Annotated in this window: 25 protein-coding genes and 1 riboswitch; of the genes, 12 read left to right on the plus strand and 13 right to left on the minus strand. The window is 68.1% G+C overall.

Features of this window, described 5'->3' with window-relative positions:
* Positions 1-252 precede the first annotated feature (252 nt).
* Positions 253-591: a hypothetical protein gene (locus OYT95_RS33085; RefSeq protein WP_005247738.1), complete on the plus strand. Its 339-nt coding sequence runs from the start codon at positions 253-255 to the stop codon at positions 589-591.
* Between the two features lie 68 nt (positions 592-659).
* Here OYT95_RS33085 and OYT95_RS33090 read toward each other — a convergent pair whose 3' ends face one another.
* Positions 660-2,177: a leucyl aminopeptidase gene (locus OYT95_RS33090; protein ID WP_268790129.1), complete on the minus strand. Its 1,518-nt coding sequence runs from the start codon at positions 2,175-2,177 to the stop codon at positions 660-662.
* A gap of 121 nt (positions 2,178-2,298) precedes the next feature.
* On the opposite strand from OYT95_RS33090, the gene gcvT reads away from it, so the two are divergent.
* Entirely contained in the window at positions 2,299-3,399 is a 1,101-nt protein-coding gene (gene gcvT / locus OYT95_RS33095) for a glycine cleavage system aminomethyltransferase GcvT (RefSeq protein ID WP_268790130.1), read from the plus strand.
* 63 nt (positions 3,400-3,462) lie between these two features.
* Positions 3,463-4,566: a branched-chain amino acid aminotransferase gene (locus OYT95_RS33100; protein WP_037226687.1), complete on the plus strand. Its 1,104-nt coding sequence runs from the start codon at positions 3,463-3,465 to the stop codon at positions 4,564-4,566.
* Positions 4,567-4,585: 19 nt separating this feature from the next.
* Here OYT95_RS33100 and OYT95_RS33105 read toward each other — a convergent pair whose 3' ends face one another.
* The 3 genes from OYT95_RS33105 to cobU are packed head-to-tail and all read right to left on the minus strand — an operon-like array spanning position 4,586 to position 7,091.
* Positions 4,586-5,326 carry an adenosylcobinamide-GDP ribazoletransferase gene (locus OYT95_RS33105; RefSeq protein WP_112299755.1) on the minus strand — a complete coding sequence of 247 codons (741 nt, stop codon included), beginning with the start codon at positions 5,324-5,326 and terminating at the stop codon, positions 4,586-4,588.
* 2 nt (positions 5,327-5,328) lie between these two features.
* Positions 5,329-6,447: a nicotinate-nucleotide--dimethylbenzimidazole phosphoribosyltransferase gene (cobT, locus tag OYT95_RS33110; protein WP_268790131.1), complete on the minus strand. Its 1,119-nt coding sequence runs from the start codon at positions 6,445-6,447 to the stop codon at positions 5,329-5,331.
* Entirely contained in the window at positions 6,444-7,091 is a 648-nt protein-coding gene (gene cobU, locus OYT95_RS33115; RefSeq protein WP_037226588.1) for a bifunctional adenosylcobinamide kinase/adenosylcobinamide-phosphate guanylyltransferase, read from the minus strand. The genes cobT and cobU overlap by 4 nt, the downstream gene beginning before the upstream one ends.
* Before the next feature lie 100 nt (positions 7,092-7,191).
* On the opposite strand from cobU, the gene OYT95_RS33120 reads away from it, so the two are divergent.
* Complete coding sequence (locus tag OYT95_RS33120; protein WP_037226590.1) at positions 7,192-7,407, plus strand: hypothetical protein; 216 nt, start codon at positions 7,192-7,194, stop codon at positions 7,405-7,407.
* A gap of 3 nt (positions 7,408-7,410) precedes the next feature.
* Here the strand turns inward: OYT95_RS33120 and OYT95_RS33125 are convergent, their stop codons facing one another.
* Complete coding sequence (locus tag OYT95_RS33125; protein ID WP_007297475.1) at positions 7,411-8,067, minus strand: DUF3043 domain-containing protein; 657 nt, start codon at positions 8,065-8,067, stop codon at positions 7,411-7,413.
* 88 nt (positions 8,068-8,155) lie between these two features.
* On the opposite strand from OYT95_RS33125, the gene OYT95_RS33130 reads away from it, so the two are divergent.
* From OYT95_RS33130 to OYT95_RS33140, 3 genes are all read left to right on the plus strand, one after another.
* Complete coding sequence (locus OYT95_RS33130) at positions 8,156-9,229, plus strand: glycerate kinase family protein (protein WP_128641948.1); 1,074 nt, start codon at positions 8,156-8,158, stop codon at positions 9,227-9,229.
* A gap of 141 nt (positions 9,230-9,370) precedes the next feature.
* A complete protein-coding gene (locus tag OYT95_RS33135) occupies positions 9,371-9,721 on the plus strand; it encodes a HesB/IscA family protein (RefSeq protein WP_268790132.1) in 351 nt (116 codons plus the stop codon).
* A gap of 177 nt (positions 9,722-9,898) precedes the next feature.
* On the plus strand, positions 9,899-10,873 hold the full coding sequence (locus tag OYT95_RS33140; protein ID WP_268790133.1) for a carbohydrate kinase family protein: 975 nt from the start codon (positions 9,899-9,901) through the stop codon (positions 10,871-10,873).
* A gap of 71 nt (positions 10,874-10,944) precedes the next feature.
* On the opposite strand, the gene asnB is transcribed toward OYT95_RS33140, so the two are convergent.
* Positions 10,945-12,870: an asparagine synthase (glutamine-hydrolyzing) gene (asnB, locus tag OYT95_RS33145; protein WP_268790134.1), complete on the minus strand. Its 1,926-nt coding sequence runs from the start codon at positions 12,868-12,870 to the stop codon at positions 10,945-10,947.
* A 275-nt stretch (positions 12,871-13,145) separates the two neighbouring features.
* Here asnB and ctaC point away from each other — a divergent pair, with 275 nt between their 5' ends.
* Together ctaC and OYT95_RS33155 are read left to right on the plus strand one after the other, a co-directional pair.
* Complete coding sequence (ctaC, locus tag OYT95_RS33150; protein WP_037226596.1) at positions 13,146-14,213, plus strand: aa3-type cytochrome oxidase subunit II; 1,068 nt, start codon at positions 13,146-13,148, stop codon at positions 14,211-14,213.
* 41 nt (positions 14,214-14,254) lie between these two features.
* Positions 14,255-14,671 carry a cytochrome c oxidase subunit 4 gene (locus OYT95_RS33155; protein ID WP_005573189.1) on the plus strand — a complete coding sequence of 139 codons (417 nt, stop codon included), beginning with the start codon at positions 14,255-14,257 and terminating at the stop codon, positions 14,669-14,671.
* Between the two features lie 72 nt (positions 14,672-14,743).
* Here OYT95_RS33155 and OYT95_RS33160 read toward each other — a convergent pair whose 3' ends face one another.
* A complete protein-coding gene (locus OYT95_RS33160; protein WP_037226598.1) occupies positions 14,744-15,346 on the minus strand; it encodes a TetR/AcrR family transcriptional regulator in 603 nt (200 codons plus the stop codon).
* Positions 15,347-15,416: 70 nt separating this feature from the next.
* Here OYT95_RS33160 and OYT95_RS33165 point away from each other — a divergent pair, with 70 nt between their 5' ends.
* Positions 15,417-16,367 (plus strand): DMT family transporter, encoded by a 951-nt coding sequence (locus tag OYT95_RS33165; RefSeq protein ID WP_268790135.1) that lies wholly within the window; start codon positions 15,417-15,419, stop codon positions 16,365-16,367.
* 2 nt (positions 16,368-16,369) lie between these two features.
* On the opposite strand, the gene qcrB is transcribed toward OYT95_RS33165, so the two are convergent.
* The 4 genes from qcrB to ctaE all read right to left on the minus strand — a co-directional run bounded on the left by qcrB (position 16,370) and on the right by ctaE (position 20,715).
* A complete protein-coding gene (gene qcrB / locus OYT95_RS33170; RefSeq protein WP_052032835.1) occupies positions 16,370-18,019 on the minus strand; it encodes a cytochrome bc1 complex cytochrome b subunit in 1,650 nt (549 codons plus the stop codon).
* Between the two features lie 29 nt (positions 18,020-18,048).
* Positions 18,049-19,191, minus strand: a complete 1,143-nt coding sequence (gene qcrA, locus OYT95_RS33175) for a cytochrome bc1 complex Rieske iron-sulfur subunit (protein WP_009473777.1) — start codon at positions 19,189-19,191, stop codon at positions 18,049-18,051.
* On the minus strand, positions 19,188-20,039 hold the full coding sequence (gene qcrC / locus OYT95_RS33180) for a cytochrome bc1 complex diheme cytochrome c subunit (RefSeq protein ID WP_112299747.1): 852 nt from the start codon (positions 20,037-20,039) through the stop codon (positions 19,188-19,190). Before qcrC ends, qcrA begins: the two co-directional genes overlap by 4 nt.
* 64 nt (positions 20,040-20,103) lie before the next feature.
* On the minus strand, positions 20,104-20,715 hold the full coding sequence (gene ctaE / locus OYT95_RS33185) for an aa3-type cytochrome oxidase subunit III (protein ID WP_037226604.1): 612 nt from the start codon (positions 20,713-20,715) through the stop codon (positions 20,104-20,106).
* 126 nt (positions 20,716-20,841) lie between these two features.
* Between ctaE and OYT95_RS33190 the strand changes: the two genes are divergently transcribed.
* A complete protein-coding gene (locus tag OYT95_RS33190; RefSeq protein ID WP_112299746.1) occupies positions 20,842-21,312 on the plus strand; it encodes a hypothetical protein in 471 nt (156 codons plus the stop codon).
* A gap of 43 nt (positions 21,313-21,355) precedes the next feature.
* Positions 21,356-22,444, plus strand: a complete 1,089-nt coding sequence (trpD, locus tag OYT95_RS33195; protein ID WP_037226608.1) for an anthranilate phosphoribosyltransferase — start codon at positions 21,356-21,358, stop codon at positions 22,442-22,444.
* A gap of 9 nt (positions 22,445-22,453) precedes the next feature.
* On the opposite strand, the gene OYT95_RS33200 is transcribed toward trpD, so the two are convergent.
* Entirely contained in the window at positions 22,454-22,729 is a 276-nt protein-coding gene (locus OYT95_RS33200; RefSeq protein ID WP_005247708.1) for an Lrp/AsnC family transcriptional regulator, read from the minus strand.
* Positions 22,726-24,492: a DEDD exonuclease domain-containing protein gene (locus tag OYT95_RS33205; RefSeq protein WP_052032829.1), complete on the minus strand. Its 1,767-nt coding sequence runs from the start codon at positions 24,490-24,492 to the stop codon at positions 22,726-22,728. The genes OYT95_RS33200 and OYT95_RS33205 overlap by 4 nt, the downstream gene beginning before the upstream one ends.
* 457 nt (positions 24,493-24,949) lie before the next feature.
* Positions 24,950-25,114: riboswitch (cyclic di-AMP (ydaO/yuaA leader) on the plus strand.
* The last annotated feature ends 3 nt before the right edge of the window (positions 25,115-25,117 follow it).

Genomic DNA, 25,117 nt, shown 5'->3' on the forward strand with positions numbered 1-25,117 from the left:
ATGCACGTGTCTTGCGTCTACTTGCAGGTAATTCCGATTCGTCGTCACCCACTCGCTGTGTCGGCGCTCCACATCTTTCCATTGATCCGACGGGCGTGTCCGCCGAGGGGCACCCGTCGGGGACTCCGGTGTGTCGCGACGTAATCGCTACCGGCCAGTAGTTTTCGTGTGCGGCGGAAACCGGACGTTCGCTGGCAAACTTGGAGGACAGTCGCCGGCATCGTCCGGCGCACGCACTCGAGGAGGCTCGACGTGGGGTTGTTCGACCGATTCTCGCGGCCTCGGTCCGGCCGATCGCAGGCCTCCCCGGAGGATGCCGCGTATCTCGCGAACTGGACTCGCACGCACCTCGGTGTGGAGGCTTACGTGGAACCTCAGACGACAGTGACGGAAGTCACTGTCGTGCTCGTTGCGGCGGACGGGGAGTGGACCCGGCGCCGGGTGGGCGGTGAACGCGGCGCCCGCAAACTCGGCGAGGATCTCCGCATCCCCGTGTACGACGTCCGCAAGACCGGCTACCCGCAGCGGATGCGGGACCACGACGCGCGGCGTCGCATCGAGCGGAAGCGCGAACGCGAGCGCGACCTGTAGGCGGCTTCGCCGCCCGTGCGCCTTTCTGGTTGTGCCAGCTACCGGAAAGGCGCACGGGTGCGGAGCGCCTACCCGTTGGCGGCGATGTCCTCGATCACCGAGATCATGGTGCGCACGGGCACGCCGGTGCCGCCGCGGCCGGTGTATCCCCACGGTCCCGACGAGTTGTAGGCCGGACCGGCGACGTCGATGTGCGCCCACTGGACGCCGTCGGCGACGAACTCCTTCAGGTACAGGGCCGCCGCGAGCATGCCGCCCCAGCGGTGGTTGGTGACGTTGGCGAGGTCGGCGACCTTCGAATCGAGGTCCGAGCGCAGTTCGGCGGGCATCGGCATGGCCCACGCGTTCTCGCCGATCTCCTGGGAGATGGCGGCGACGCGGTCGCGGAACTCGTCGGTGCCCATGACGCCGGGCGTCCGGTTGCCCAGTGCCACCATCTGCGCGCCGGTGAGTGTTGCGGTGTCGATGAGGTAGTCGGGGTCGTCCTCGCACGCGCGGACGATGGCGTCGGCGAGGACGAGACGTCCCTCCGCGTCGGTGTTGATGACCTCCACTGTGGTTCCGCCGTACTGGGTGAGGACGTCGCCGGGACGCTGCGCGGTGGACGACGGCATGTTCTCGGCCATCGGGACGGTGGCGGTGACGTCGACGGGCAGACCGAGTTTGGCGGCGAGGATCACGGTCGCGACAACGGCTGCGGCGCCGCCCATGTCGGATGTCATGTTCTCCATGCCTGCGGCGGGCTTGATGGAGATGCCGCCGGTGTCGAACGTGATGCCCTTGCCGACGAGCGCGACCTTGGGGGCGTTCCGCTTCTTGGCGGAATAGGTCAACCGGACCAGTCGCGGCAGCCGGGACGAGCCCTTGCCCACCCCGAGGATGCCGCCGTACCCGTTCTTTTCGAGCGCCTTCTCGTCGAGGACTTCGACCTTCAGTCCGGCATCGGTGCCGAGAGTCTTTGCGCGGTCGGCGAATTCGGCGGGAAAGAGGTGGCTCGGGGGAGTGTTGACGAATTCGCGCGCGGTAGCGACGGCTTCGGCGATCGCCGTGGAGCGCGCGAGGGTGTCCTTCGACTCCTTGGCGCGGGGGGACGACACCAGCAGCTCCACCCGGGAGACGGGCTGCGCGTCGGGGCCGGGAGCGGATTTCGCGGACTTGAACTCGGTGAAGCGGTACGCGCCGAGGGCGAAACCTTCGGCTGCCGCACCGAGATCGAGTACGGACAGGGTGGTCGCGACGGTGCCGACGCCGCTGAGCGAACGCGCCGCGGCGCCCGCGGACTTGCGGATCTGCTCGGCGTCGAGCTTCTCGGCCGAACCGAGTCCGACGGCGAGCACGCTGTCCACCGGAAGGGTGTCGGGTGCGGGGATGCGGGTCGTCTCCTCGGCCTTGCCGGAGGCCCCCACTGCGACGAGCGTGTCGAGCAGATCGGTCAGCACCGATTCGTCGACGATGCCGTCGCCGAGCGCGATTTCGGGGCCGTCCGAGGTCGACGTCAGCCCGATCACCAGCACGTCCACCCGCTTGCCGACGGTGCCGGCCAGGGCGAGTTGTGGTCCGAGGGGTCGGGCTGTGTGAGTGCTCACGGTGTCTCTCCTGCAGCGGTTCGGGATCGGGTGGTGTCGGATGGTCGACGTCCGTCCCGATGGTAGTGCTCGTCCGCCGTCGCCTACCCGGTGCGCCCGGGGGTCGGATAAGTTGAGGCCCATGACCGAGGAGCAGTTGTCGCAAGGCCCCGTCCACGCCGTTCACGTCGAACTCGGGGCCACGTTCGCTCCCTTCGGCGGCTGGGAGATGCCCGTCTCGTACGCCGGTGTCGTCGCCGAACACACCGCGGTCCGCGAGTCGGTGGGGGTGTTCGACGTCAGCCACCTCGGCAAGGCCCTCGTGCGGGGCAGCGGCGCCGCCGCGTTCGTCAACTCGGCGCTGACCAACGATCTCGACAAGATCGGTCCCGGCAAGGCGCAGTACACGCTCTGCTGCACGCCGTCGGGCGGAGTCATCGACGATCTGATCGCCTACTACGTCGGCCCCGACGAGGTGTTCCTCGTCCCCAACGCGGCCAACACCGCGGACGTGGTCGCGGCACTGGCCGCCACGGCGCCCGAGGGCGTCACGGTGGAGAACCAGCACCGGGACTTCGGTGTGATCGCCGTGCAGGGCCCGAAGTCGGCGGACGTGCTCACCGCCCTCGGCCTGCCCACCGACATCGAGTACATGGCCTTCGCGGACGCCACCTGGGACGGGGTTCCCGTCCGCGTGTGCCGCAGCGGGTACACCGGCGAGGTCGGGTTCGAACTGCTGCCGTGCTGGGAGGACAGCGAGAAGCTGTTCCGGGCCGCGGTCGAGCAGGTCCGCGCCCACGGCGGCCAGGTCGCCGGTCTCGGGGCCCGGGACACGCTGCGCACCGAGATGGGATACCCGTTGCACGGGCACGAACTGTCGCTGGAGATCTCCCCGCTCGAGGCGCGATGCGGCTGGGCGATCGGGTGGAAGAAGCCGAAGTTCTGGGGCAAGGAGACGCTCACCGACGAGAAGGAGTCCGGCCCGGCGCGCAAGTTGTGGGGCATCAAGGCGCTGGACCGCGGGGTTCTCCGCGCCGGTCAGACCGTGCTGCGCGACGGCGAGTCGATCGGTGAGACCACGTCGGGCACGTTCTCGCCCACGCTCAAGGTCGGGATCGCATTGGCGCTGCTCGACTCCGGAGCCGGCGTGTCGGCCGGAGACGAGATCTCCGTGGACGTCCGGGGGCGCTCGCTGCGGGCCGAGGTGGTGTCTCCGCCGTTCGTGGAGATCAACACCAAGTAAGCGCATGTCGCGGACGACCTGTCGGCCGTGGGGCGGCGGACGGCGTTCGATAAGATCACGGGCATGACAGGTGTCACCGAGTTCGTTCGCGTCCCGCATCCCGCCCCCACCTCCGACGAGGTACGGCGAGAGATACTGGCGGCGCCCGGATTCGGCCGGTACTTCACGGACCACATGGTGTCGATCACCTACTCCACCGAGCTCGGCTGGCACGACGCCAAGGTGGAACCGTACGGGCCGCTCCAGCTGGACCCCGCCGCGATGGTGCTGCACTACGGGCAGGCCATCTTCGAGGGGCTGAAGGCGTACCGGCAGCCCGACGGCGGAATCTCGACGTTCCGCCTCGAGGCGAACGCCGAACGGCTTGCGACTTCGGCTCGCCGTCTCGCGATGCCGGAGCTGCCGGCGGAGTTGTTCGTCAAGTCGATCACCGAACTGCTCGAGCTGGATCACGAATGGGTACCCGCCGCCGGCGGCGAGGACGCGCTGTACCTCCGCCCGTTCATGTTCTCCACCGAGGCCGGTCTCGGTGTGCGTCCGGCCGACGAGTACCGCTACCTGCTGATCGCCTCGCCCGCCGGCGCCTACTTCCCGCGTGGAGTGAAGCCGGTCAGCGTGTGGCTGTCGACGGAATACGTGCGCGCCGCACCCGGTGGCACCGGCGCCGCCAAGTTCGCCGGCAACTACGCGGCTTCGCTTCTCGCGCAGGCGCAGGCCGCCGACGAGGGGTGCGACCAGGTGGTCTGGCTCGACGCGATCGAGCGGTCGTACGTGGAGGAGATGGGCGGCATGAACCTCTTCTTCGTGTTCGGCTCCGGCCCCGACGCCCGTCTCGTGACGCCGTCCCTGTCCGGTTCGCTGCTGCCGGGTATCACCCGCAACTCGCTGCTGACCCTCGCGACCGACGCCGGTTTCGCGGTGGAGGAGCGTCGGATCAGCACCGACGAATGGCGCACGAAGACCAAGTCGGGCGAGATCACCGAGGTGTTCGCGTGCGGTACCGCGGCGGTCATCACTCCCGTCGGCCGGGTCAAGTCGGCCGAGGGTGAATTCACGATCGCCGACGGCGAGCCCGGCGAGGTCACCATGGCCCTGCGCGACACGCTGACCGGTATTCAGCGGGGAACGTTCGCCGACACCCACGGGTGGATGACCAAACTGCGCTGAAGTCGGTTTCGGCGGTCGCTCAGAACGCGAGACCGATCGCCGAGACGGTGACGGTGATCTCGAGCGCGGCGCCGAGCACGTCGCCGTTCAGTCCGGCGAATCGCCGGACGCAGTGGGCCACCAGCAGCGCGGTGAGCGTCAGCGCGACCGCCGCGACGACCGGTCCCTGCCACCACGGCGAGGTGCACCACGCGGCCGCCGCGAGGAGCGGAACGGTCCAGGCGATGCCGGTCCACGGTGACTGGGTTTCGGCGACCAGTGCGCCGAATCCTTCCGTCGACGACGCGGGAATTCCGCGCCGGCAGGCGAACACGACCGCCACCCGCCCGGCCGCCACGGCGACGGCCACACACGCGAATTGTCCTGCGGCGGCGAGAGATCCGAACGCCAGTCCCTGTGCGCCCAGGAAGATCACCAGGGCGCACACCCCGAACGGGCCTGCACCGCCGCTGTGCATCACGGCCCGCGCCCGCTCGGGCGGTCCGTAACAGCCGAGCCCGTCGACCGTGTCGGACAGACCGTCGATGTGCATGCCGCGCGTGGCGAGAGCGTGAGCACCCACCGTCACCAGGCCGGCGAGGGCGGGGTCGAGCCCGGCGGACACGAGCGCCCACAGCAGCCCCGCGGCCAGCACTCCGAGCGCGATACCGGTCACCGGCGCCGCCCGGATCGCGCGGCGACCCGCCGCGCGGTCCACGGAATCCGGTCCGCGCAGGGGGAGGACGGTCAGCCAGGAGAATGCGAGCGCCACGCCCGACACGGTCAGCCCGCGGTGTCGGCGGCGGAGCCGGTCTCGGCGCCCTCGCCGTCCTCGGCCTCGCGGGTGCTGACTCCGGCCTCCGCGAACGTCGCCATCTCCGCGAGCGTGGCGACGGCGCCCTGCAGGATCGGCAGCGCGGTGACGGCGCCGGACCCCTCGCCGAGCCGCATGTCGAGTTCGAGGAGGGGGTCGAGTTGCAGGTGCTTCAGCGCGATCGTGTGGGCGGGCTCCGTGGAACGGTGGCCGGCCAGCCACCACGCGCGGGCGCCGTGTGCGAGTTCCTCCGCGACCATTGCGGCCGCCGTCACGACGACGCCGTCGAGAATCACCGGGGTCTTGCGGACGGAGGCCTGGGCGAGGAAGCCGGCCATCGCGGCGAGGTCGGCGCCCGACACGGTCCGCAGGAGCGCCACCGTGTCCCGGACCACCGGGCGGGCGCGGCGCATCGCGTCGCGGATCGCGGCAGTCTTCCGGATCCAGCCGGTGTCGTCGACACCCGTGCCCCGGCCGACCGCCGCCACCGGTTCGGTGTCCGTCAGCGCGGCGATGAGAACGGTGGCCGGCGTGGTGTTGCCGATTCCCATGTCGCCGGCGATCAACAGGTCTGCGCCGGAATCGATTTCGGAGTCGGCGATGGACCGGCCTGCCTCGATGGCCTGCAGTGTCTCCTCGTGGGTGAGCGCGTCCTCGCGATCGATCGCCCCCGACGAACGGCGAATCTTGAACGCGGACACCGTCGGATCCGTGTCGCCGTCCACGGACAGGTCGACGACGCGCACGCTGGCACCGGCCCGGTTCGCGAGAGCGTTGACGGCTGCCCCGCCGCCGACGAAGTTGGCGACCATCTGGGCCGTCACCTCGGGCGGATACGCCGAGACGCCGGTCCGTGCCACTCCGTGGTCACCGGCGAATACCACCACCCGCGCCCGCGCGAAGGGGGCGGGCGGGCAGACGCCCTGGCAGGCCGCGGCCCAGCACGCCAGCGTCTCGAGACGGCCGAGCGAGCCGGCCGGTTTGGTGAGCTGCAACTGACGGGCCTCGGCCTGGGCGCGCACCCCTTCGTCGGGTGGGGTGACGGGTTCGAACCGACCGGGGTCGGTGCTCACGGACTCGCTGGTCACGCTTGGCCTCTCGCTCGAGTGGACACTTCTGCCCCGCACGACTCACGTGCGGGATCATCTTTCAGGGTCATGGTCAGCCCGGCGACGACGAGGACCACGCGATCGCAGACCTGGGCGAGCCGCGCGTTGAGGGCGCCGATCTCGTCGCGGAACAGGCGACCGGACCGGGTCTCCGGGATGACGCCGAGACCCACCTCGGGAGTCACCAGCACGAGTGCGCCGCGGTAGTCGCGGACGCTCGCGACGAGTTCGTCCGTGCGTGGGGTGACGGTCCCCCGCGGTGAGTCCCAGGCCGCGGCGCCGTCGAGTTCGACGGTGAGCCAGGTGCCGAGATCGTCGACGAGGGTGGCCGCGGCCTCGGTGGGGGAACGCAGTTGGTCGGCGAGGTCGAGCCGGTGCGCGGTTTCGACGGTGAGCCAGCTGTCGGGTCGCCGATCGCGGTGCTGAGCGATGCGGTGTTCCCAGTCGTGGTCGGCGGGGTCGCGGTGGCTGGTGGCGATGTAGCGCACCCGGCCTGCTCCGGCCAGGGCCTGGGTCAGTTCCTCGGCGTGAGCGGATTTTCCGGAGCGTGCACCGCCGAGCACCAATATTCGAGACGTCGGGTTCGGACGACTCGGACGGTCCGGGGAATCGGCGGTGGGCACGGAGGGAAACGCTACCAACCCGCCGAAGTGGCAGTATTTTGACGAAGAACGTCAATTCCGCCACTGTTGGCGGGAAGTGAATGGGCGGAAAATTTCAGCCATGACCGAATTCCTCGTCCTCGTTGCACTTCTCCTCGTGCTGCATGCGGCCGTGATGTACGCCGGTCGGCACCTGGGTCCACTCCATCCGCGACTGCGGAAAAGCTACCGAGACAACTTCTTCCGACCGGCCGATCCCATGTCCGACCTGTCGTACGACCGCGACGCAGAACTGGGGCGGCTGCTCGCCGAGACGCACCGCGCGCCCCACAACTGACCGTCAGATGGCGTCGCCGGGGCGTACCCGCGGCTTGGGGGCCCGCAGCTTGCGGATCTGCGACGCACGCACGAAGGCGTACCACCCGAGCTTGAAACCGCCGTCGGGGGTGTCCGGGAAACGCTCCCGCACCTGATTGTTGATCTTGCGGCCCAGCCAGACGCCCTCGATGGCCATGAACATCATCATGATGAGCATGGCGAGCGTCACGATGGCCTGCAGCGCCGGGCTGACGAACATCGCCATGATGAGAACCAGGGCCAGCGGCATGAACAGGCCGACCAGGTTGCGCCGCGCGTCGACGATGTCCCGGACGTACGCGCGGACCGGACCCTTGTCGCGGGGTAGCAGGTACTTGTCCTCGCCGGCGAGCATGCGGGCGCGTCGCTCGGCGGCGGTGGCGCGTCGCTCCGCGGCGGCGACCTTGCGCTCTTCCTTGCTACCGCGCGTGGCCTTCTTGCGGGCGCGTGCCTCTTTCGCCGTCAGCGGCGCGGGCGCGACCGGTCCGCGTCGCTTCGCCTCGGCGTCGCGTCGCTTGGGCGTCGGGCGGCCCTTGCCCGCCTGTTCGGCGGACTCCGCCTCCGGGGCCGTGGACGACTCGGCGACCTCGACGTCCCGCTTGTCTGAATTGTCCGAATCACCGCGGCGTAGCAATTTCACCCTTCCAGAGTATGGGAAGACGTCACCGGGAGGAAAACCGCCCTCACATCGAAATGCCGGGTCGCGCCCGTCGCCATACACTTCGCCGATGCGAGTGATGATCGCACCGGACTCCTTCGGTGAAACGCTGACCGCCGTCGAGGCGACCGCCGCGATCGCGGCGGGATGGTCGGCCGTGCGCCCGGACGACCAGCTGATCGAGGCGCCGCAGTCCGACGGCGGCCCCGGATTCGTGGACGTGGTCGCCGCCGCGGGCGGCACCGTCCGGACCGCGGTCGTGGAAGGGCCCCTCGGTGCCGACGTCACGGCCCGCTGGCTCCTCGACGGCACCGACGCCTACCTCGAATCCGCCCAGGCCTGCGGACTCGGACTGCTGGGCGGACCGCCGACGCCCCGCACCGCCCGCGACGCGCACAGCCGGGGTGTCGGCCAACTCGTGGTGGCGGCGCTCGACGCCGGAGCGCGCCGAATCGTCGTCGGTCTCGGGGGCAGCAGCTGCACCGACGGCGGCCGCGGCCTCGTCGAAGCCCTCGCGCAGGGTTTCGGGAGCGCGGATGCCGCCGTCGCCCGCCTGCGCTCGGTGGAACTGGTGGCCGCATCCGACGTCGAGCACCCGTTGCTCGGCGAGCACGGCGCCGCCCGCGTGTTCGGACCGCAGAAAGGTGCCGACCCCGACACCGTCGCATTCCTCGAGAACCGGAACGCCGCGTGGGCGGGGCAACTGCAGCGGGTGACGGCCCGGGAGGTCGCCGCCGAGGCCGGAGCCGGCGCCGCCGGTGGCATCGGGGCCGCGCTGCTCGCCCTGGGCGCGACCCGCGAATCCGGTGCTCACGTCGTCGCGCAGCGCACCCGGCAGGACCGGCAACTCGCCTCCGCCCAGCTCGTGATCACCGGGGAAGGCCGCCTCGACCAGCAGTCGCTGCGCGGGAAACTCGTGATCGCGCTCGCCGCTGCCGCACGCAGGCGGTCGATCGCCACGCTCGTCCTGGCCGGGCAGGTCCTCCTCGACACCGCGGACCTCGACGGCGCGGGCATCGACGACGCACTGTCCCTGGTGGACCACGCGGGATCGGTCGAACTCGCGATGTCGGATGCATACGCGCAGCTGAGAGACCTTGCGGCGGCCGCAGCCCGCGGGTGGGAAGGTGCGGCCGCGGGGTAGTAACCCGAATCCGCGACGTCGGATACCATGGACGTGGATCGATCTGCGGAGGCTGCCGCAGGGAATGGAACCCGGGAATAAGTCGGGCGCGGAGTACCGTTGAAGCGTTCACGGGTTTGTTACGAACTACAGGGAGAGCCCATGAGTGTGCAGAACGAGACCGCCGTCCACGGCGTCAAGATGACCGAAGCCGCGTCCGCCAAGGCGAAGGCGCTGCTCGATCAGGAAGGTCGTGACGACCTCGCACTGCGTATCGCCGTGCAACCCGGCGGCTGCGCAGGACTGCGTTACCAGCTGTTCTTCGACGACCGGAACCTGGACGGCGACCTGATCGTGGACTTCGGTGGCGTCGCCCTCGCGGTGGACCGGATGAGCGCGCCGTACGTCGAGGGTGCCTCGATCGACTTCGTCGACACCATCGAGAAGCAGGGGTTCACCATCGACAACCCCAACGCGACCGGTTCGTGCGCCTGCGGCGACTCCTTCAACTGAGTCCCGGGCCGAAGTACAACTGAATCGACAAGTCTGACGCGGCGCCGACCGGCTGCCGCGTCAGACTTTTTTCGTGCCCGATCTCGACGTACCGGGTCCCGTGCTGCCGACCGATCATGGTGGTACTCCGGGGTACGGTGAGAAATCCCGACCGAACTCATCGAAAGGCATCCGCCCGTGACAATTGCGGTAACCGGTTCCATCGCCACCGACCACCTGATGCGGTTTCCGGGCCGGTTCGCCGAGCAACTGCTCGCCGATCAGCTCAGCCACATCTCGTTGAGCTTCCTGGTCGACGACCTCGTAGTCCGGCGCGGGGGAGTGGGCGGCAACATCGCCTACGCCATGGGCGTCCTCGGCGGATCTCCGCTGCTGGTCGGGGCTGTCGGGGCCGACTTCGCGGACTACCGTCAGTGGCTCGAGAGCAACGGTGTCGACTGCACCGCCGTCCGGATCTCGACCACCGCGCACACCGCGCGTTTCGTGTGCACCACCGACGAGGACATGGCGCAGATCGCGTCGTTCTACCCCGGTGCGATGAGTGAGGCCCGCGAAATCCAACTGTCGAGTATCGCGCAGGACGCCGAACCACTCGAACTGGTCCTCATCGGCGCCAACGATCCCGAGGCGATGATCCGCCACACCGAGGAATGCCGCCGGCAGGGCATCCCGTTCGCCGCCGACCCGTCGCAGCAGCTCGCCCGCCTGAACGGCGAGGAGGCGGCGGCGCTGATCCGCGGCGCAAAGTACCTGTTCACGAACGAGTACGAGTGGGGACTGCTGCAGCAGAAGACGGGATTGTCCGAAGAGGAGATCCGCGCTCAGGTCGGCGTCCGTGTCACGACGCTCGGTTCCAAGGGCGTCGAGATCGTCGACTCCGAGGGCAACTGGACCCGCGTCGCCGTCGTCCCCGAGAAGGCGAAGGTCGACCCGACCGGTGTCGGTGACGGATTCCGGGCCGGATTCCTCCTCGCCCACAGCGCGGGCCTGAATTTCGAGCGCTCCGCGCAGCTGGGGTCGCTGGTCGCCGTGCTCGTGCTGGAGACCGTCGGAACCCAGGAGTGGACGTTCGACCGCGACGAGGCCGTCAAGCGCCTCGCAGATGCCTACGGCTCCACCGCCGCGGACGAGATCGCTGCCGTTCTGCCGTAAGAGGCGGCTCCGCCGCCCGTGAGTGGTTGACGAGTCCCTGGACTCGTCAACCACTCACGGGCGCGAAGCGCCTACAGCGAGACCGGGTACGCCGGCTCGGCGATCTCCGGAACGATGCGGTTCTCCACGAAGATGCCGTGCCAGACCATGAAGGTCAGCACGGTCCAGAGGCGACGGCTGTGGTCGGACACGCCGTCCCGGTGGTCGTTCAGCATCTTCGCGATCGCGGCCTTGTCGAGCAGGTGATCGGTGCCCGACGCTGCGATCTGCTCGTGTGCCCAGTCGAACAGTTCGGTGCCGCGCAGCCAGTGCCGCAGCGGCACCGGGAAGCCCAGCTTCGCCCGATGGAGCACGTGCCCGGGCACGATGCCCTCCAGCGCCTGACGCAGCGCGTACTTGGTGGTGCTCTTGGTGATCTTCTGATCCAGCGGCACCTGCGACGCCACCTTGAAGACCTCGGGGTCGAGGAACGGCACCCGCAGTTCCAGCGAATTGGCCATCGTCATCTTGTCGGCCTTGACGAGGATGTCGCCGCGCAACCACGTGAACAGGTCCAGGTGCTGCATCCGGGCCACCGGATCCCAGCCCTGCGACTGCGCGTAGATGGGGTCGGTGACGTCGCGGTGCGTCCACTCCGGCCGGAAGTCGCGCAGGACGGCGCGCAACTGTGCGTCGTTGAAGCTGCGCGCGTTGCCGTAGTACCGCTCTTCCAGGGTCAGGGAACCGCGGTTGAGCAGGCTCTTTCCGCGGGTGCCCTCGGGGATGCGCTCGGACAACTTCCCGGCGGCCCGCCGCAGTCCCTTGGGCAGGTACTCGAACGGTTTGAGCGAAATCGGCTCGCGGTAGATGGTGTAGCCGCCGAACAGCTCGTCGGCACCCTCACCGGACAGCACGACCTTGACGTGCTTGCGTGCCTCCTTCGCCACGAACCACAGCGGGACCAGCGCGGGATCGGCGACCGGGTCGTCGAGGTACCACACGATCTCGGGGATGGCGGCGGCGAACTCGGACGGGCTCACCACCTTCACCACGTGGCGTGCGCCGATCGCTTCGGCGGATTCGGCCGCGACGTCGACCTCGGAATAGCCCTCGCGTTCGAAACCGGTGGTGAACGTGATCAGGTTCGGGTTGTGGCGCATCGCGAGCGCCGCGATGGCCGTCGAGTCGATGCCACCCGACAAGAAGGAGCCGACCGTGACGTCGGCGCGCATGTGTTTGGCGACCGAATCCTCGAGCGCCTCGGCGATCTCGCGGTACCGGGCCTGCTCGGTGCCCGCGGCGAACGGACGCACCGGGAACGTGGGCGCGAAATAGCGGGTGATCACAGGTGCTTCGCCCGGGCGCACCCGCGCGAAGCAGCCGGACTCGAGCCGGCGGATCTGCTTGTGGAGGGTTTCCGGCTCCGGCACGTACTGAAGGACGGTGTAGTGCTCGACGGCCCGCGGATCGAGCTCGGTGCCGATGCCGATCAGGCTCGCCAGCTCCAGCAGGCTCTTCTTCTCGCTACCGAACGCGGTGCCGCCGGTGCCCGTCGCCAGGAAGAGCGGCTTGATCCCGAACGGATCGCGCGCGATGAACAGTTCCCGCGTCTCCGTGTCCCAGATCGCGAACGCGAACATGCCGCGCAGACGACGGACGGCGTCCTCGCCCCAGTAGTGGAACGCGGCGACGATGGACTCGCTGTCGCCCTCTGTGACGAACTGCGCACCGAACTGCTCGGCGAGTTCGGCCCGAACCTCGAGGTAGTTGTAGATCTCGCCGTTGAAGGTGAGCGCGTAGCGTTCCGGATTCTCCGCCGGACCCCACCGCAGCGGCTGGTGGGAATGTTCGATGTCGATGATCGACAGCCGATTGAACCCGAAGACCAGGTGGTCGTCGTGCCAGGTCCCGTGCTCGTCCGGCCCACGGTGCCGCAGGCAGTGCATTGCCTGGTCGACCTGTGAGACGGCGTTGTCGCTGGTTTCTCCAGAGGTCAGTAGCCCGAGCAGTCCGCACACAGCGTCCGGTACCTCAATTCAGAATCTTGGAAGGCTCCACGAGGTGGAGTGGTCAGGGATCTCTGCCGGAAAGTATGCCGCAGATTCCCGGAGCGTCCGGTTCGGGCCGCCGGTGACGGTGCCCCGGCGCGAACAGCGGCACCGCCGCGGCGTCTGCAGCGACACGTCGTCGCCCGACCCGAGGATGGAGAGCCGCCACCTTTGGTCTACGCTGCGTAGTAATTGGGCCTTCCCATCGGGTGTGCCCTAGTGGAATTTGCGGCGATCAGGAAGGCGTGAACGTGGCGCAAGGTCGGATCCTTCGGCGGGCAGGGTTGGCAGTATCTTTGGGCGTTGCTGCCTTGCTGCTGTCGGGTTGTTCAATCGACAACGAGGTGCTTCGTTTCGGGTGGCCTTCGGGCGTAACCCCGCAGGCGCACCGCATGCGTGAACTGTGGACCTGGTCGGTCATCGCCGCCCTCGTCATGGGTGTGCTGGTGTGGGGACTCACCTTCTGGGCGGTGATCTTCCACCGTAAGAAGAAGGACTCACCCGAGTTCCCGCGGCAGACGGCATACAACGTGCCGCTCGAACTGGCGTACACCGCGGTTCCGTTCGTCATCATCGCCGTGCTGTTCTACTTCACGGTGATCGTGCAGAACCATGTCCTCGAGAAGGAGGACAACCCCAACGTGGTGGTGGATGTCACTGCGTACCAGTGGAACTGGAAGTTCGGCTACCGCTCCATCGACCTCGGCGAGGGTGGCGGCAAGTACGACGGCGTCGATCAGGAAGCGCAGGCTGCGGTCGAGTCCGCACCCGCATCCGAGGCGGAGGCCGAGGGTGAGCACGCCCAGCCCGGACCGATCCACGGCAAGACCCCGCAGGACCTGTCCTACCTGCACTACGACAAGATCGAGACGATCGGCTCGAGCAACGAGATCCCGATCCTCGTCCTGCCGACCGGCAAGCGGATCCAGTTCGAGCTGGCCTCCGCCGATGTCATCCACGCCTTTTGGGTGCCGGAGTTCCTGTTCAAGCGCGACGTGAACCCGAACCCGAAGGAGAACCACTCCGACAACGTCTTCCAGATCAGTGAGATCGAGAAGGAAGGTGCCTTCGTCGGGCGCTGCGCCGAGATGTGCGGCACGTTCCACGCGATGATGAACTTCGAGGTTCGCGCCGTGAGCCCCGACAAGTTCGCGCAGTACATCGAGCTGCGTAAGCCGGCGAGCGAGGGCGGCCGGGATCTGACCACGGCGGAGGCTCTGCAGGCCATCGGCGAGTCCCCGGTTGCGACGTCGACGTCTCCCTTCACCACCGATCGCGGCTACAAGCAGGCGAGCGGTGTCGAAGGTAACTGAACCTGCTGCTGATACCTCACTGACCAAGGACAAGTGCTGATATGAAGATCGAAGCCAAGCTCTTCGAGATCCTGACGGTATTCTTCATTCTCGTCGCGATCGTCTACGGCGTCTTCACCGCCGTTTCACGAACCGGTATCGAGTGGGCGGGTCTGACGGGCATCTGCCTGTCGGCGGGACTGACGCTGATCATCGGAACGTACTTCCGGTTCGTCGCCCGTCGCCTCGACACCCGTCCCGAGGACTACGAGGACGCGGAGATCGCCGATGGCGCAGGCGACCTGGGCTTCTTCAGCCCCGGTAGCTACTGGCCGATCCTGCTCGCCGCTTCTGCTGCCTTCGTCGCAGTCGCGATGGCGTTCTTCCAGCCGTGGATGATCGTGGTCGCCGTGATTGCTGTGCTCGCGGCCGCTGCAGGCCTCGTCTTCGAGTACTACGTCGGGCCCGAGAAGCACTAGTTCCACCCACAGTTCGTGCAGCGGAGGCGCCGAATCCCACCGGGATTCGGCGCCTCCGCTTTGTCGTCCGCCCTAGCCGACCGGGCCCGCTGCCGCGGCGAGGAGTGCCACTGCCTGAGCGGACGCGAGTCGCACCGCCTCGGGGAACACGTGCAATCCGTGCGAGACCAGGGCCCCTTCGTGGAGCAGCATGATCGTGCGCGCGAGTGTCTCCGGGTCGCGCACCGACGCGTCCCGGCACACGCCGGTGAACAGACCGAGCATCCACCGCTTCTGGCCGATGATGACGGCGTACGCCGGATGTGACGGGTCGCTGATCTCCGCGTGCGCGTTGACCATGCTGCACCCCTTCGCACTGTTCTCCGCGGTCCACTCGCGGGACGCGTCGAAGATCGCCGTCAGGCGCCGGCGGGCGGAGTCGCCCGCGGACTCGAGGTGGCCTGTGAGAAACGCCCGCCACCGCTCGTCCCGGTCGGCGAGGTACTCGACCACGATCTGTTCCTTCGAGCCGAAACGGTCGTAGAGCGTCTTCTTCGTGACGCCGGCCTCGGCGGCGATGAGATCCACGCCGACCGCGTGAATTCCCCGCTCGTAGAAGAGGCGACCGGCCGCGTCCAGTGCTCGCCTCGCTCCCGGGGTCAGCGGGACGCGTCGCGGTGTCGGCACAGAATCCATGACAAAAGTATACAGATCGGTATAGGTTGGGGGAGGTATACCGATCTGTTTACTTGGGTGGTGGTCAGTCGTGAATGTGCTTCTCGCCGTGATGTTCGTCCTGTGCTGGAGCTCCGGCTTCATCGGGGCCAAACTCGGCGCCGGGGACGCGGACCCTCTGACGGTACTGACCTGGCGGTTCCTGCCACTCGCCGTCGCACTCGCCCTGGGAACCGCGCTGTTCGGACGCGCACGGTGGCGGGGGCTCGGGTCCCGTGCGTTCGGTCGTCAGGTGACGATCGGTGCGCTGTCGCAGACCGGATATCTGCTGACCGTCTACCAGGCGATCGGACTCGGCGTCTCGACCGGTACCACCGCGCTGATCGACGGCACCCAGCCCCTGGTCGTCGCCGTACTGGCAGGCCCCCTGCTGGGTCAGTACGTCGCACGCCGGCATTGGTGGGGATTGCTGCTGGGACTGGTGGGGGTCATGATCGTCACCGCAGGCGACGCCACCTCTGCGTCCGGCGTGCCGTGGTGGGCGTACCTCGTGCCGTTCGCCGGGATGCTGTCGCTGGTGGCCGCGACCTTCGTGGAGAGTCGCTCCCCGACCGACACCGACCCCGTCGTGTCCATGACCGTGCACTGCGCGACCAGCGCCGTGCTCTTCACCGCCCTCGCCGCGTGCGCCGGGCAGATGTCGCCGCCGCCGACGGCGTCGTTCTGGTGGTCTGTGGCATGGCTGATCGCCCTGTCCACGTTCGGCGGCTACGGCCTGTACTGGCTCGTGCTGCGTCGGAGCGGGGTGACCCGGGTCAATGCCCTGATGTTCCTGATGGCACCGGTGACGGCGATCTGGGGGGCCGTGATGTTCGGCGAGCCGTTCGGGATCCTCACCGCGCTCGGTCTTCTCCTGGGACTCGGGGCGGTCGTGCTCGTGTTCCGCGCACAGCCGCGGGGGAGGGGAGCGGGCACGGTGCCCACAGACGAGCAGAGCCCCGAACCGGAAGTGGTTCGGGGCTCTGCTCGGTTGCGGAGGTGAGGCTAGTGGGCCTCGCCGTTGCCGGACGATCCGTTGCCGGAAGCCGACGAACCGTTGCCGTGGGCGCGGTCCTGGTACTCCCGCAGCATCGTGAGCTGCTCGTGCTCGCCGTGGTGCAGGGCGTGCTCCAGAGCCAGGCTCTCCTCGACCGGGTCGGCCGTGACGAGGCTGCCGGAACCGGGCTTGCCGGCGGAACCGAGCTTGTTCATCTTCTTCGGGACGGTCGCACCCTGGTACTCGAGCGGGATCGGGTGACCGTGGTCGTCGACCGGGCCGAGCGGCTGGTGGATCTCGATGTACTGACCGTTCGGCATCCGCTTGATGATGCCGGTCTCGATGCCGTGCTCGAGGACCTCACGGTCGCTGCGCTGGAGACCCAGGCAGAACCGGTAGGCCACGAAGAAGGCGATCGGAGGCAGCAACACCATGCCGATGCGGCCGATCCACGTCATCGCGTTCAGCGAGATGCTCAGGTGGTACGCGATGATGTCGTTGATGCAGGAGATCGTCAGGACGGCGTAGAACGCGATCGCCATCGCACCGATCGCGGTACGCACCGGAACGTCACGCGGACGCTGCAGCAGGTTGTGGTGAGCGTCGTCCTTGGTCAGACGCTTCTCGATCCACGGGTAGGCGATCAGCACCGTGAACACCAGACCCATGATCAACGCGACAGCGAACACCGACGGAATGGTGTAGCGGTCGAACAGGTAGATGTCCCATGCCGGCCACAGACGGGCCAGGCCGTCCGTCCACATCATGTAGATGTCGGGCTGCGAACCTGCCGACACCTGCGACGGGTTGTAGGGGCCGATGGTCCAGACCGGGTTGATCTGCAGCACGCCACCCATCACGGCGAGAACACCGAACGTGATCGCGAAGAACGCACCCGACTTGACGGCGAACACCGGGAGGATGCGCACACCCACGACGTTGTTCTCGGTGCGGCCGGGGCCGGGGAACTGCGTGTGCTTCTGGTACCAGACGAGCGCGAGGTGACCGGCGATCAGGGCGAGGATGATGCCCGGGAACAGCAGGACGTGCGCGACGTATAGGCGGGGGATGATCAGGTCGCCGGGGAAGTCGCCACCGAAGATCAGCCAGTGCATCCAGGTGCCTGCGATCGGGATGCTCAGCGTGATGCCGGAGAACGCGGCGCGCAGGCCCGTGCCGGACAGCAGGTCGTCCGGGATGGTGTAGCCGAAGAATCCCTCGAACATCGCCAGGATCAGCAGCAGGCAGCCGATGACCCAGTTGGCCTCACGCGGACGCCGGAACGCGCCGGTGAAGAAGATGCGCATCAGGTGCACGACGATCGACGCCGCGAACATCAGCGCAGCCCAGTGGTGGATCTGACGGACGAACAGGCCGCCGCGGACCTCGAACGAGATGTTCAGCGTGGTCTCGTACGCGCGGGACATCGTGACGCCGCGCAGGGGCTCGTACGCACCGTTGTAGACGACGTGCGCCATCGACGGGTCGAAGAACAGGGTCAGGTAGACACCGGAGATCAGCAGAATGATGAAGCTGTACAGCGCGATCTCGCCGAGCAGGAACGACCAGTGGGTGGGGAAGACCTTGTTGATCTGCCGCCGCATCCCCGCTGCGAGGTGGTAGCGCGAGTCCATCGCTTCGGCCTGGCCGGTGGCCATCGCGCTCAGTTTGGACGGTTTGTTGTCGGTCACGGTCGACGCTCCCAAAATGCCGGGCCGAGAGCTTCGATGTAGTCACCCGTTGTGACTAGGAAACCCTCTTCGTTCACTGTAATAGGCAACTGCGGAAGTGCACGAGCGGCCGGACCGAAAATCGGCTTTCCGTAGGTCAGCGCATCGAACTGCGACTGGTGGCACGGGCAGAGGATTCGGTTGGTCTGCTGTTCGTACAGGGAGGTGGGGCAGCCGAGGTGGGTGCAGATCTTCGAGAAGGCGAAGTAGTCGCCGTAGTTGAAGCTCTCCTGGCCCTTGCGCTTGGTGACCCGTGCCGTGTCCTCCGTGCGGAGGCGGATGAGCATGGTCGCGTTGCGGATGCCGCGCAGCGCCTCGAGCAGCGCGTCGTGATCGCCGCGGTCGGACTCACGGAACGGGAACACCGTTTCCATGGCGCCGGCGTCCAGGTCTTCCGGGCGAACGAGGACGACGTCCTCGGGGCGACCGGTGTCGCGGCGCAGGTAGATGGTTTCGCCCTCGTAGCGGGGGGTCCATCCCGAGACCCACAGCGGGGAGTCGTCGCGCTTGGCCCACGGGTTCTTGATCAGACCGCCGAGGGGCATGACGGACATGATGCCGAGGGCACCGCCGCCGAAGATGAGGGTGCGCTTGAGGAGCTTGCGGCGTCCCAGCGTCGACGTGTCGAACGAGTCGCCGAGTTCCGCGACGATCGTCTTGCGATCGACCTCGGACGATCCACCGTCGTGGCGGTCCTGGATGGACACCTCTTCGGGGATGAACTTCTTGGTGAACTGCACCGCTCCGACACCGAGGCCGAGGATGGCCAGACCCATGGTGAGGCCGATCAGCGGCGTGTACAGGCTGTAGGCCGAGTAGTGCTCCTCGCCGGCGCCTGCGTACTCCCAGGGCCAGAAGAGGTAGATCGCGATGAACGCGATCGCCGAGATGCCGGAGAGCGCGAACCAGAAGGCGACCGACCGCTCGGCGCGCTTCTCGGCCTTCGTTCCCGGAACCGCCCAGCGGTTGCGGCGGAACGCGACATCGACGTGGTCGAGGTTGGTGCCGAGCTCGACGAGTTCGTCGCGGCTCAGGTTCTCGAGTTCTGCATCCGTGTACTTCTTTGGCGTGGCGCCGCCCGGCTGGCCAGCGTCGCTCATGACCTTGCTCCGATCCACAGTGCTGCACCGACGACAGCGATGATTCCGATGACCCACATGGCCAAGCCCTCGGAGGCGGGACCGATGCCGCCGAGTCCGTAGCCGCCGGGCTGCTTCGTCTCGCCCGACGACTTGATGTAGGCGATGATGTCCTTCTTCTCCTCGAGGGTCAGCTGACGGTCCGAGAACTTGGGCATGTTCTGCGGGCCGGTGACCATCGCGGCGTAGATCTGCTGCTCACTGGCCGGGTCGAGGACCGGCGCGTACTTACCGGACGAGAGCGCACCGCCGCGCCCGGTGAAGTTGTGGCAGGACGCGCAGTTGAGGCGGAACAGCTCGCTGCCGCGTCCGATGTCGCCGCCGCGCAGCGACGACTGGGCGATCTCGCCGTTCTCGTCACGAATGACCGTGGGGCCGCCGCCGTTGGCCTGGACGTACGCGCCGATGGCGTCCGTCTGCTCGGCGTCGAACTTGACGGGCTTGCGCTCGACCTGGGCCTCGTTGCGCGAGGCCGGCATGCGTCCCGACGACACCTGGAAGTACACGGCTGCCTCGCCGACACCGATCAGGCTGGGGCCGCGGTCCTGCACACCCTGCAGGTTCGCGCCGTGGCACGTGATGCACGAGGTGTCGTACAACTGCTTGCCCTCGCGGATCAGTGCTGCCTGATCATCGGTGGCGGTGGCCACCTGCGGGGTCGGCGTCAACGCGGACGCGAGGAAACCGGCGCTGACCAGTCCCATCATCAGGACCATGGCGCCCGTGACGCGCCTGCGGAGCTTCCGCTGGCGGCGTGCCTTGGCGGCAGACGCAGTGGTATCGGATGCGGGAGGGGGGGATGAACTCATCTGTATCCCTTTGGTATGTCGGGACGGACTGGACGTCAGGGGGCTGCCTGGGGCGTTCAGCTGATCAACGGATGAAATAGATCGTGGCAAACAGGCCGATCCACACGATGTCGACGAAGTGCCAGTAGTACGAGACGACGATGGCGGCGGTGGCCTGGGCGGGCGTGAACTTGCTGACCTTGGTGCGCGCGATCAGGAAGACGAACGCGATGAGGCCGCCGATCACGTGCATGCCGTGGAAGCCGGTGGTCATGTAGAAGACCGAGCCGTACACGCTGCTCGAGATGGTCGTGCCTTCTTCGACCAGGTGGATGTACTCGTATCCCTGTCCGAGGACGAAGAACGTGCCCATCGCCAGTGTCAGGAGGTACCACCGGCGGAGGCCGAAGACGTCGCCGCGCTCGGCCGCGAACACACCCATCTGGCAGGTGAACGACGAGGCGATCAGCACCAGGGTCACCGGTACGGCGAGGAACAGATTCAGCTCGGTCGGCTCCGGCGGCCAGTTCCCATTCGCCTGTGCTCGCGCCACGAAGTACATGGCGAAGAGCCCTGCGAAGAACATGAGCTCACTTGACAACCACACGATGGTGCCAACGCTGACCATGTTAGGTCGGTTCAGCGAGTGCACGCGTTGGGTGATTGCTGATCCTGAAGTCCCTACTGCGCTCGTCACAGACAGAAGTATGACGCTTCGTCGTAAGAGGCGACTACCCGGGTCCACCCTCGGCGCGTCGACGCGCCCCGCTTGTCCGATTCTCCCTGCTGACGGCCTGGTGGCGGACCGTGAAAGGGTGGAGTCATGCGCTCTCGTGACAACAGTACGGGGTGGCTGCGGAGGCTGTTCGGCAGTCGGCAACCGGCCCCTCTCGATCAGGATCGGCCCGACCTCGTGGTCGTCGCCTCGAGCTTCGACGACGTGGAGGCGTGCTCGACCGCGCTCGACCGCGCAGCCGCAGAGGATCCGCGGTGGGATGCCGGCGCGGAAGCGGTGCTGCGGCACCATCTGCGGCTGCCCGCGTCGTCGGTGGCCGACGCCGTGTCGATCGCCGCCCAGGACGGCTACCGACCACAGGAACCGGACGGGCAGGCGTCCCCGGCCGAGGACGGTGCGACGGTGGGACTCGTGCTGCAGCGGGTCCAGATCCTGGATGCGCTGCACTGTTCGCAGGAACGGTCGAGAATGGCCGGGCTGGCGCAGCGGCTCGGCGGCTCGGTCGACGGCTGGGACGCGACGCAACCGGCGCGCGAGTCCGATCCGCCCGGTGACTAGGCTGCCAGGACCGGATCCGCCACTAGTACAAGGGGACACGACGATGCAGAGCCCGACTGCTCAGGGGACGAACGACGGTGTGCGGCCGGCACGCACGTGGCCGTCGGTCCTCGGCACGCTCACCGACGGACGTGACCTGTCGGTGGACGAGGCGAAATGGGCGATGGACGAGATCATGTCCGACAACGCCACGTCCGCGCAGATCGCGGCGTTCGGTGTCGCCCTGAAGATGAAGGGCGAGACACCGGAGGAGTTGCGCGGACTGGCGGACTCGATGCTCGGGCACGCGCGCAAGGTCCCCGTCGACGACGACGTCGTCGACATCGTCGGAACCGGTGGTGACCGATCCAACACCGTGAACATCTCCACGATGGCGTCACTCGTGGTCGCGGCGTCCGGCATTCGCGTCGTCAAGCACGGCAACCGGGCGGCGTCGTCCAAGAGCGGTGGGGCGGACGTTCTCGAGGCCCTCGGGGTGAAGATCAACCTCGGTCCCGACGAGGTGGCGCGCTGTGTCCGGGAGGTCGGCATCGGCTTCTGCTTCGCGCCGGTGTTCCATCCCGCCCTGCGGTTCGCGGGCGCGCCGCGCAAGGAGATCGGCATCCCGACCGTCTTCAACGTGCTCGGACCACTCACCAACCCGGCGCGTCCGCGGGCCGGCCTCATCGGCTGCGCGTTCCCGGGCCTGATCTCGGTGGTGGCCGGCGTGCTCGCGCAGCGCGGCAACTCGGCGCTGGTGGTGCGGGGTGACGACGGCCTCGACGAGTTGACGACGTCGACCACGTCGACCGTGCACATCGTGGCGGACGGGGCGGTGACCACCCGTCAACTCGACCCCCGGGACATCGGGATCGCGCGGGTGTCGCTCGACGAACTGCGCGGCGGCGATGCCGACGTGAACGCGGCGGTGGCGCGGCGACTCCTCGCCGGTGAGACCGGACCCGTCCGCGACGCGGTCCTCCTCAACGCCGCGGCGGCGATCGCGGCGTTCCGGGGGCTCGGCGGCCGCACGCTCGAAGACGCACTGTCGGACGGACTCTCGACGGCGGCACATTCCATCGACAGTGGAGCGGCCGCGACGCTGCTCGCGCGGTGGGCCGAACTCACGTCGGGTCTGGCCACCAGCAAATAGCAGGCGGGGCTATTCGCCGATCGAGAAGCCGGCTTCGACGTCGGCGCTGGAGTAGGACTGGAACGCGATGTGCGTCGCCGTCCGGGAGACCCCGTCCACCTTGTTGATTCCCTCGGTGACGACCTCCGCGATCTTCGCGTGGTCCCGGACCCGCACGATCGCGATCAGGTCGACGTCGCCTGCGCAGGAGTAGACCTTGTCGACGCCCTCGATGTCGGCGACGGCCTGAGCGGTCTCCGGGATGCGGTGGGCTTCGGCGTGGATCAGGACGATGGCGTTGATCATGATCGCCAGCCTAAGCGGTGGTCGGCGGAAGTCGGCGCGGGTGGTCGGGTCTCGGCGTCCCGTGTCGACGTGCTCCCCGCTCGCGCGAGTGCGCACCACTCGGACCAGGATCCGGCGCCCCGGGCGGGCTCGCACCAGCCCGAGGAAGCGCTGACGATGCGGGTGTCCTCCTGGTCGAGCCAGCGCGCCAGCAACCCGGCCTCCTCGGGGGAGGCACCGCGAAGCGGAGTTGCGTCGGGAACGACGGTTTCGGCGGTGAGGACGAGCGCATCGACCACCGGCATCGGGTGGATCCCGCGCCGCGCGCAGCCGGCCGACGCGAGGCGGCCGGAACGGATCACCGCGAACTCCCAGCCGCCGGTCGCGGCCGGGCGAGCAGCGACGAGCTGATCGAGGGCGGTGAGGGCAGCCAGGCGCTGCATCCTCCGCAACGCGAGCACGACCTCCGCGGTGCGATCACGCAGGCGTGCGGCATTCTCGAACAGCTCGCCGGCGGCCAGCTCCTCCACCCGTGCGCGCATGCGGTGCAGCGGAGAGTCGTCCAGGCCGCGCAGGAATTGCCGGAAGAGTTCCGGCCCGGGACGGTAGGCGTCCTCCGTGACGCGGCCGTGGACGGACGCCGGGCAGCGTCCGAGCTCGCGGGGCGGGCAGTGCGGACCGTGCTCCCTTCCCTTCGGGATGCGGCTCGTGCAGGTGCGGAGAATGCAGTACTCGGCGAGGACGTCGGCGACGTCGACTGCGGTCGAGCGGGACCGGAACGGACCGAGCGAGTCGGCGGTCGGGGTCCGCACCACCGACAGCCGGGGGAAGGCCTCCGCGGTGAGCGTGATCCACCAACCGCGTTTCGGGTACTTGGATCTCCGGTTGTACGGCGGCGTGTGCGCCGCGAGCAGCCGGAGCTCGCGCACACCGGCCTCGAGCGCGTGCGCGCACTCGACGTGATCGATCCGGGTGGTCAGGGCCACCATCTCCTTCATCCGGCCACGCGTCTCGGAGCCGGTGAAGTAGTTGCGCACCCGACGGCGCAGATCGGTCGCCGTGCCGACGTAGAGGACCTCGTCGGACGGTCCGCGGAACAGGTAGACGCCGGGAGCATGCGGGAGGTGGCCGGCGAGCGAGCGTTTCGCCCGCTGGTGCGAGGAGACGTCGGGCAGGTAGTCGACCAGCTCGGTGAGACTGTGCACTCCCTGATTGCCGACCCTCGCGATGAGGGCGTGCAGGACGTCGACGGTGGCGCGGGCGTCGTCGAGTGCCCGGTGCGTCGGAGTGGTCCCGACGTCGAACAGCCGGGCCAGCGACGACAGTTTGACGGACGGCGCCTCGTCGCGGCTGAGGACGCGCCGGGCCAGTTTGACGGTGCAGAGCACGGTGAACTTGGGCCAGGGGGTGTCGGTGGCGGACGCCGCGGCCTTGAGGAAGCCCGTGTCGAACGGGGCGTTGTGGGCGACGAGCACCGCCCCGCGAGCGAACTCCAGGAACGCCGGCAGCACTCGCTCGATCCGCGGGGCGTCGATCACCATGGCGGTGGTGATGCCGGTGATCTCCACGATGTGCGGGGGGATGGATCGTCCCGGGTCGACGAGGGTGGCCATTTCGGCGATCACCTCGCCGCCGCGGATCTTCACGGCGCCGATCTCGGTGATGGCGTCCTCGCCCGGTCGCGCGCCGGTGGTCTCGAGATCGACCACCACGAACGTGGTGTCCCGCAGTGGGGTGTCGAGCTCGTCGAATCTCAGCTGTTCGGGTACACCGGGGACACTCACGGCTCAGAGCGTATGGACGGGCACCGACAGACCCGCCCGGAGAGCCCGGAGAGACGAGGATCACACTGCCCGTCTCGGGCGGCGGTCGCGGGCGGTGCGAGGGGCGGGCGCACGACCACGATCGAGGGGTCTGCATGGGGCGCGGGCCGGTGTCGGCGGGTCCGGCGCGTGTCGCGGGTTCGATCCGCGGCACCCCCGTTGAACAGCGGGAACGCGGCGCGGGACGAAACCGGGGAGTGGGCAGGCTTCGCGAAATGCCCACTCCCGCTGTCGAAAAGCGATCGGAAACAAACCGCCTGTTATCCAGTCGTTACCGAATGTGGGTATCGCGCGCCCGCAAAGCCGGAATCGGCCCAAACGGACACTTTCCGCGTGTTCCGGTCGACATCTGGGTATTCCATTTCGTAACCTTCCTGAGACCTAGCGGAGTCTCGCAGCCCCAATACCGGGGCAGCATCGCTAGTCACCGCCTAATCGGCCACTCGCGAGAGCGGTCGTACCGGGAACCCAAGTTTCTACTGGGGTGAATCCCGCCGGGACGTCCTCACGCACCGGTGGGTAGGGCTGATCTTCCCAGCCCGAACCCGTCAGCTAACTCGGTCGGCGGATGAATGGAAGAAACGGA

It is taken from the genome of Rhodococcus sp. JS3073 (genome assembly GCF_026810085.1).
Classification (GTDB): Bacteria; Actinomycetota; Actinomycetes; order Mycobacteriales; family Mycobacteriaceae; genus Rhodococcus_F; species Rhodococcus_F wratislaviensis.

Excerpts from the sequence above, each read along its gene's own strand:
- gcvT (WP_268790130.1), top strand. The coding sequence starts at position 2,299 with ATGACCGAGGAGCAGTTGTCGCAAGGCCCCGTCCACGCCGTTCACGTC.
- OYT95_RS33100 (WP_037226687.1), top strand. The coding sequence starts at position 3,463 with ATGACAGGTGTCACCGAGTTCGTTCGCGTCCCGCATCCCGCCCCCACC.
- OYT95_RS33120 (WP_037226590.1), top strand. The coding sequence starts at position 7,192 with ATGACCGAATTCCTCGTCCTCGTTGCACTTCTCCTCGTGCTGCATGCG.
- OYT95_RS33130 (WP_128641948.1), top strand. The coding sequence starts at position 8,156 with ATGCGAGTGATGATCGCACCGGACTCCTTCGGTGAAACGCTGACCGCC.
- OYT95_RS33135 (WP_268790132.1), top strand. The coding sequence starts at position 9,371 with ATGAGTGTGCAGAACGAGACCGCCGTCCACGGCGTCAAGATGACCGAA.
- OYT95_RS33155 (WP_005573189.1), top strand. The coding sequence starts at position 14,255 with ATGAAGATCGAAGCCAAGCTCTTCGAGATCCTGACGGTATTCTTCATT.
- OYT95_RS33160 (WP_037226598.1), bottom strand. The coding sequence starts at position 15,346 with ATGGATTCTGTGCCGACACCGCGACGCGTCCCGCTGACCCCGGGAGCG.
- qcrB (WP_052032835.1), bottom strand. The coding sequence starts at position 18,019 with ATGGCCACCGGCCAGGCCGAAGCGATGGACTCGCGCTACCACCTCGCA.
- qcrA (WP_009473777.1), bottom strand. The coding sequence starts at position 19,191 with ATGAGCGACGCTGGCCAGCCGGGCGGCGCCACGCCAAAGAAGTACACG.
- qcrC (WP_112299747.1), bottom strand. The coding sequence starts at position 20,039 with ATGAGTTCATCCCCCCCTCCCGCATCCGATACCACTGCGTCTGCCGCC.
- OYT95_RS33190 (WP_112299746.1), top strand. The coding sequence starts at position 20,842 with ATGCGCTCTCGTGACAACAGTACGGGGTGGCTGCGGAGGCTGTTCGGC.
- trpD (WP_037226608.1), top strand. The coding sequence starts at position 21,356 with ATGCAGAGCCCGACTGCTCAGGGGACGAACGACGGTGTGCGGCCGGCA.
- OYT95_RS33200 (WP_005247708.1), bottom strand. The coding sequence starts at position 22,729 with ATGATCAACGCCATCGTCCTGATCCACGCCGAAGCCCACCGCATCCCG.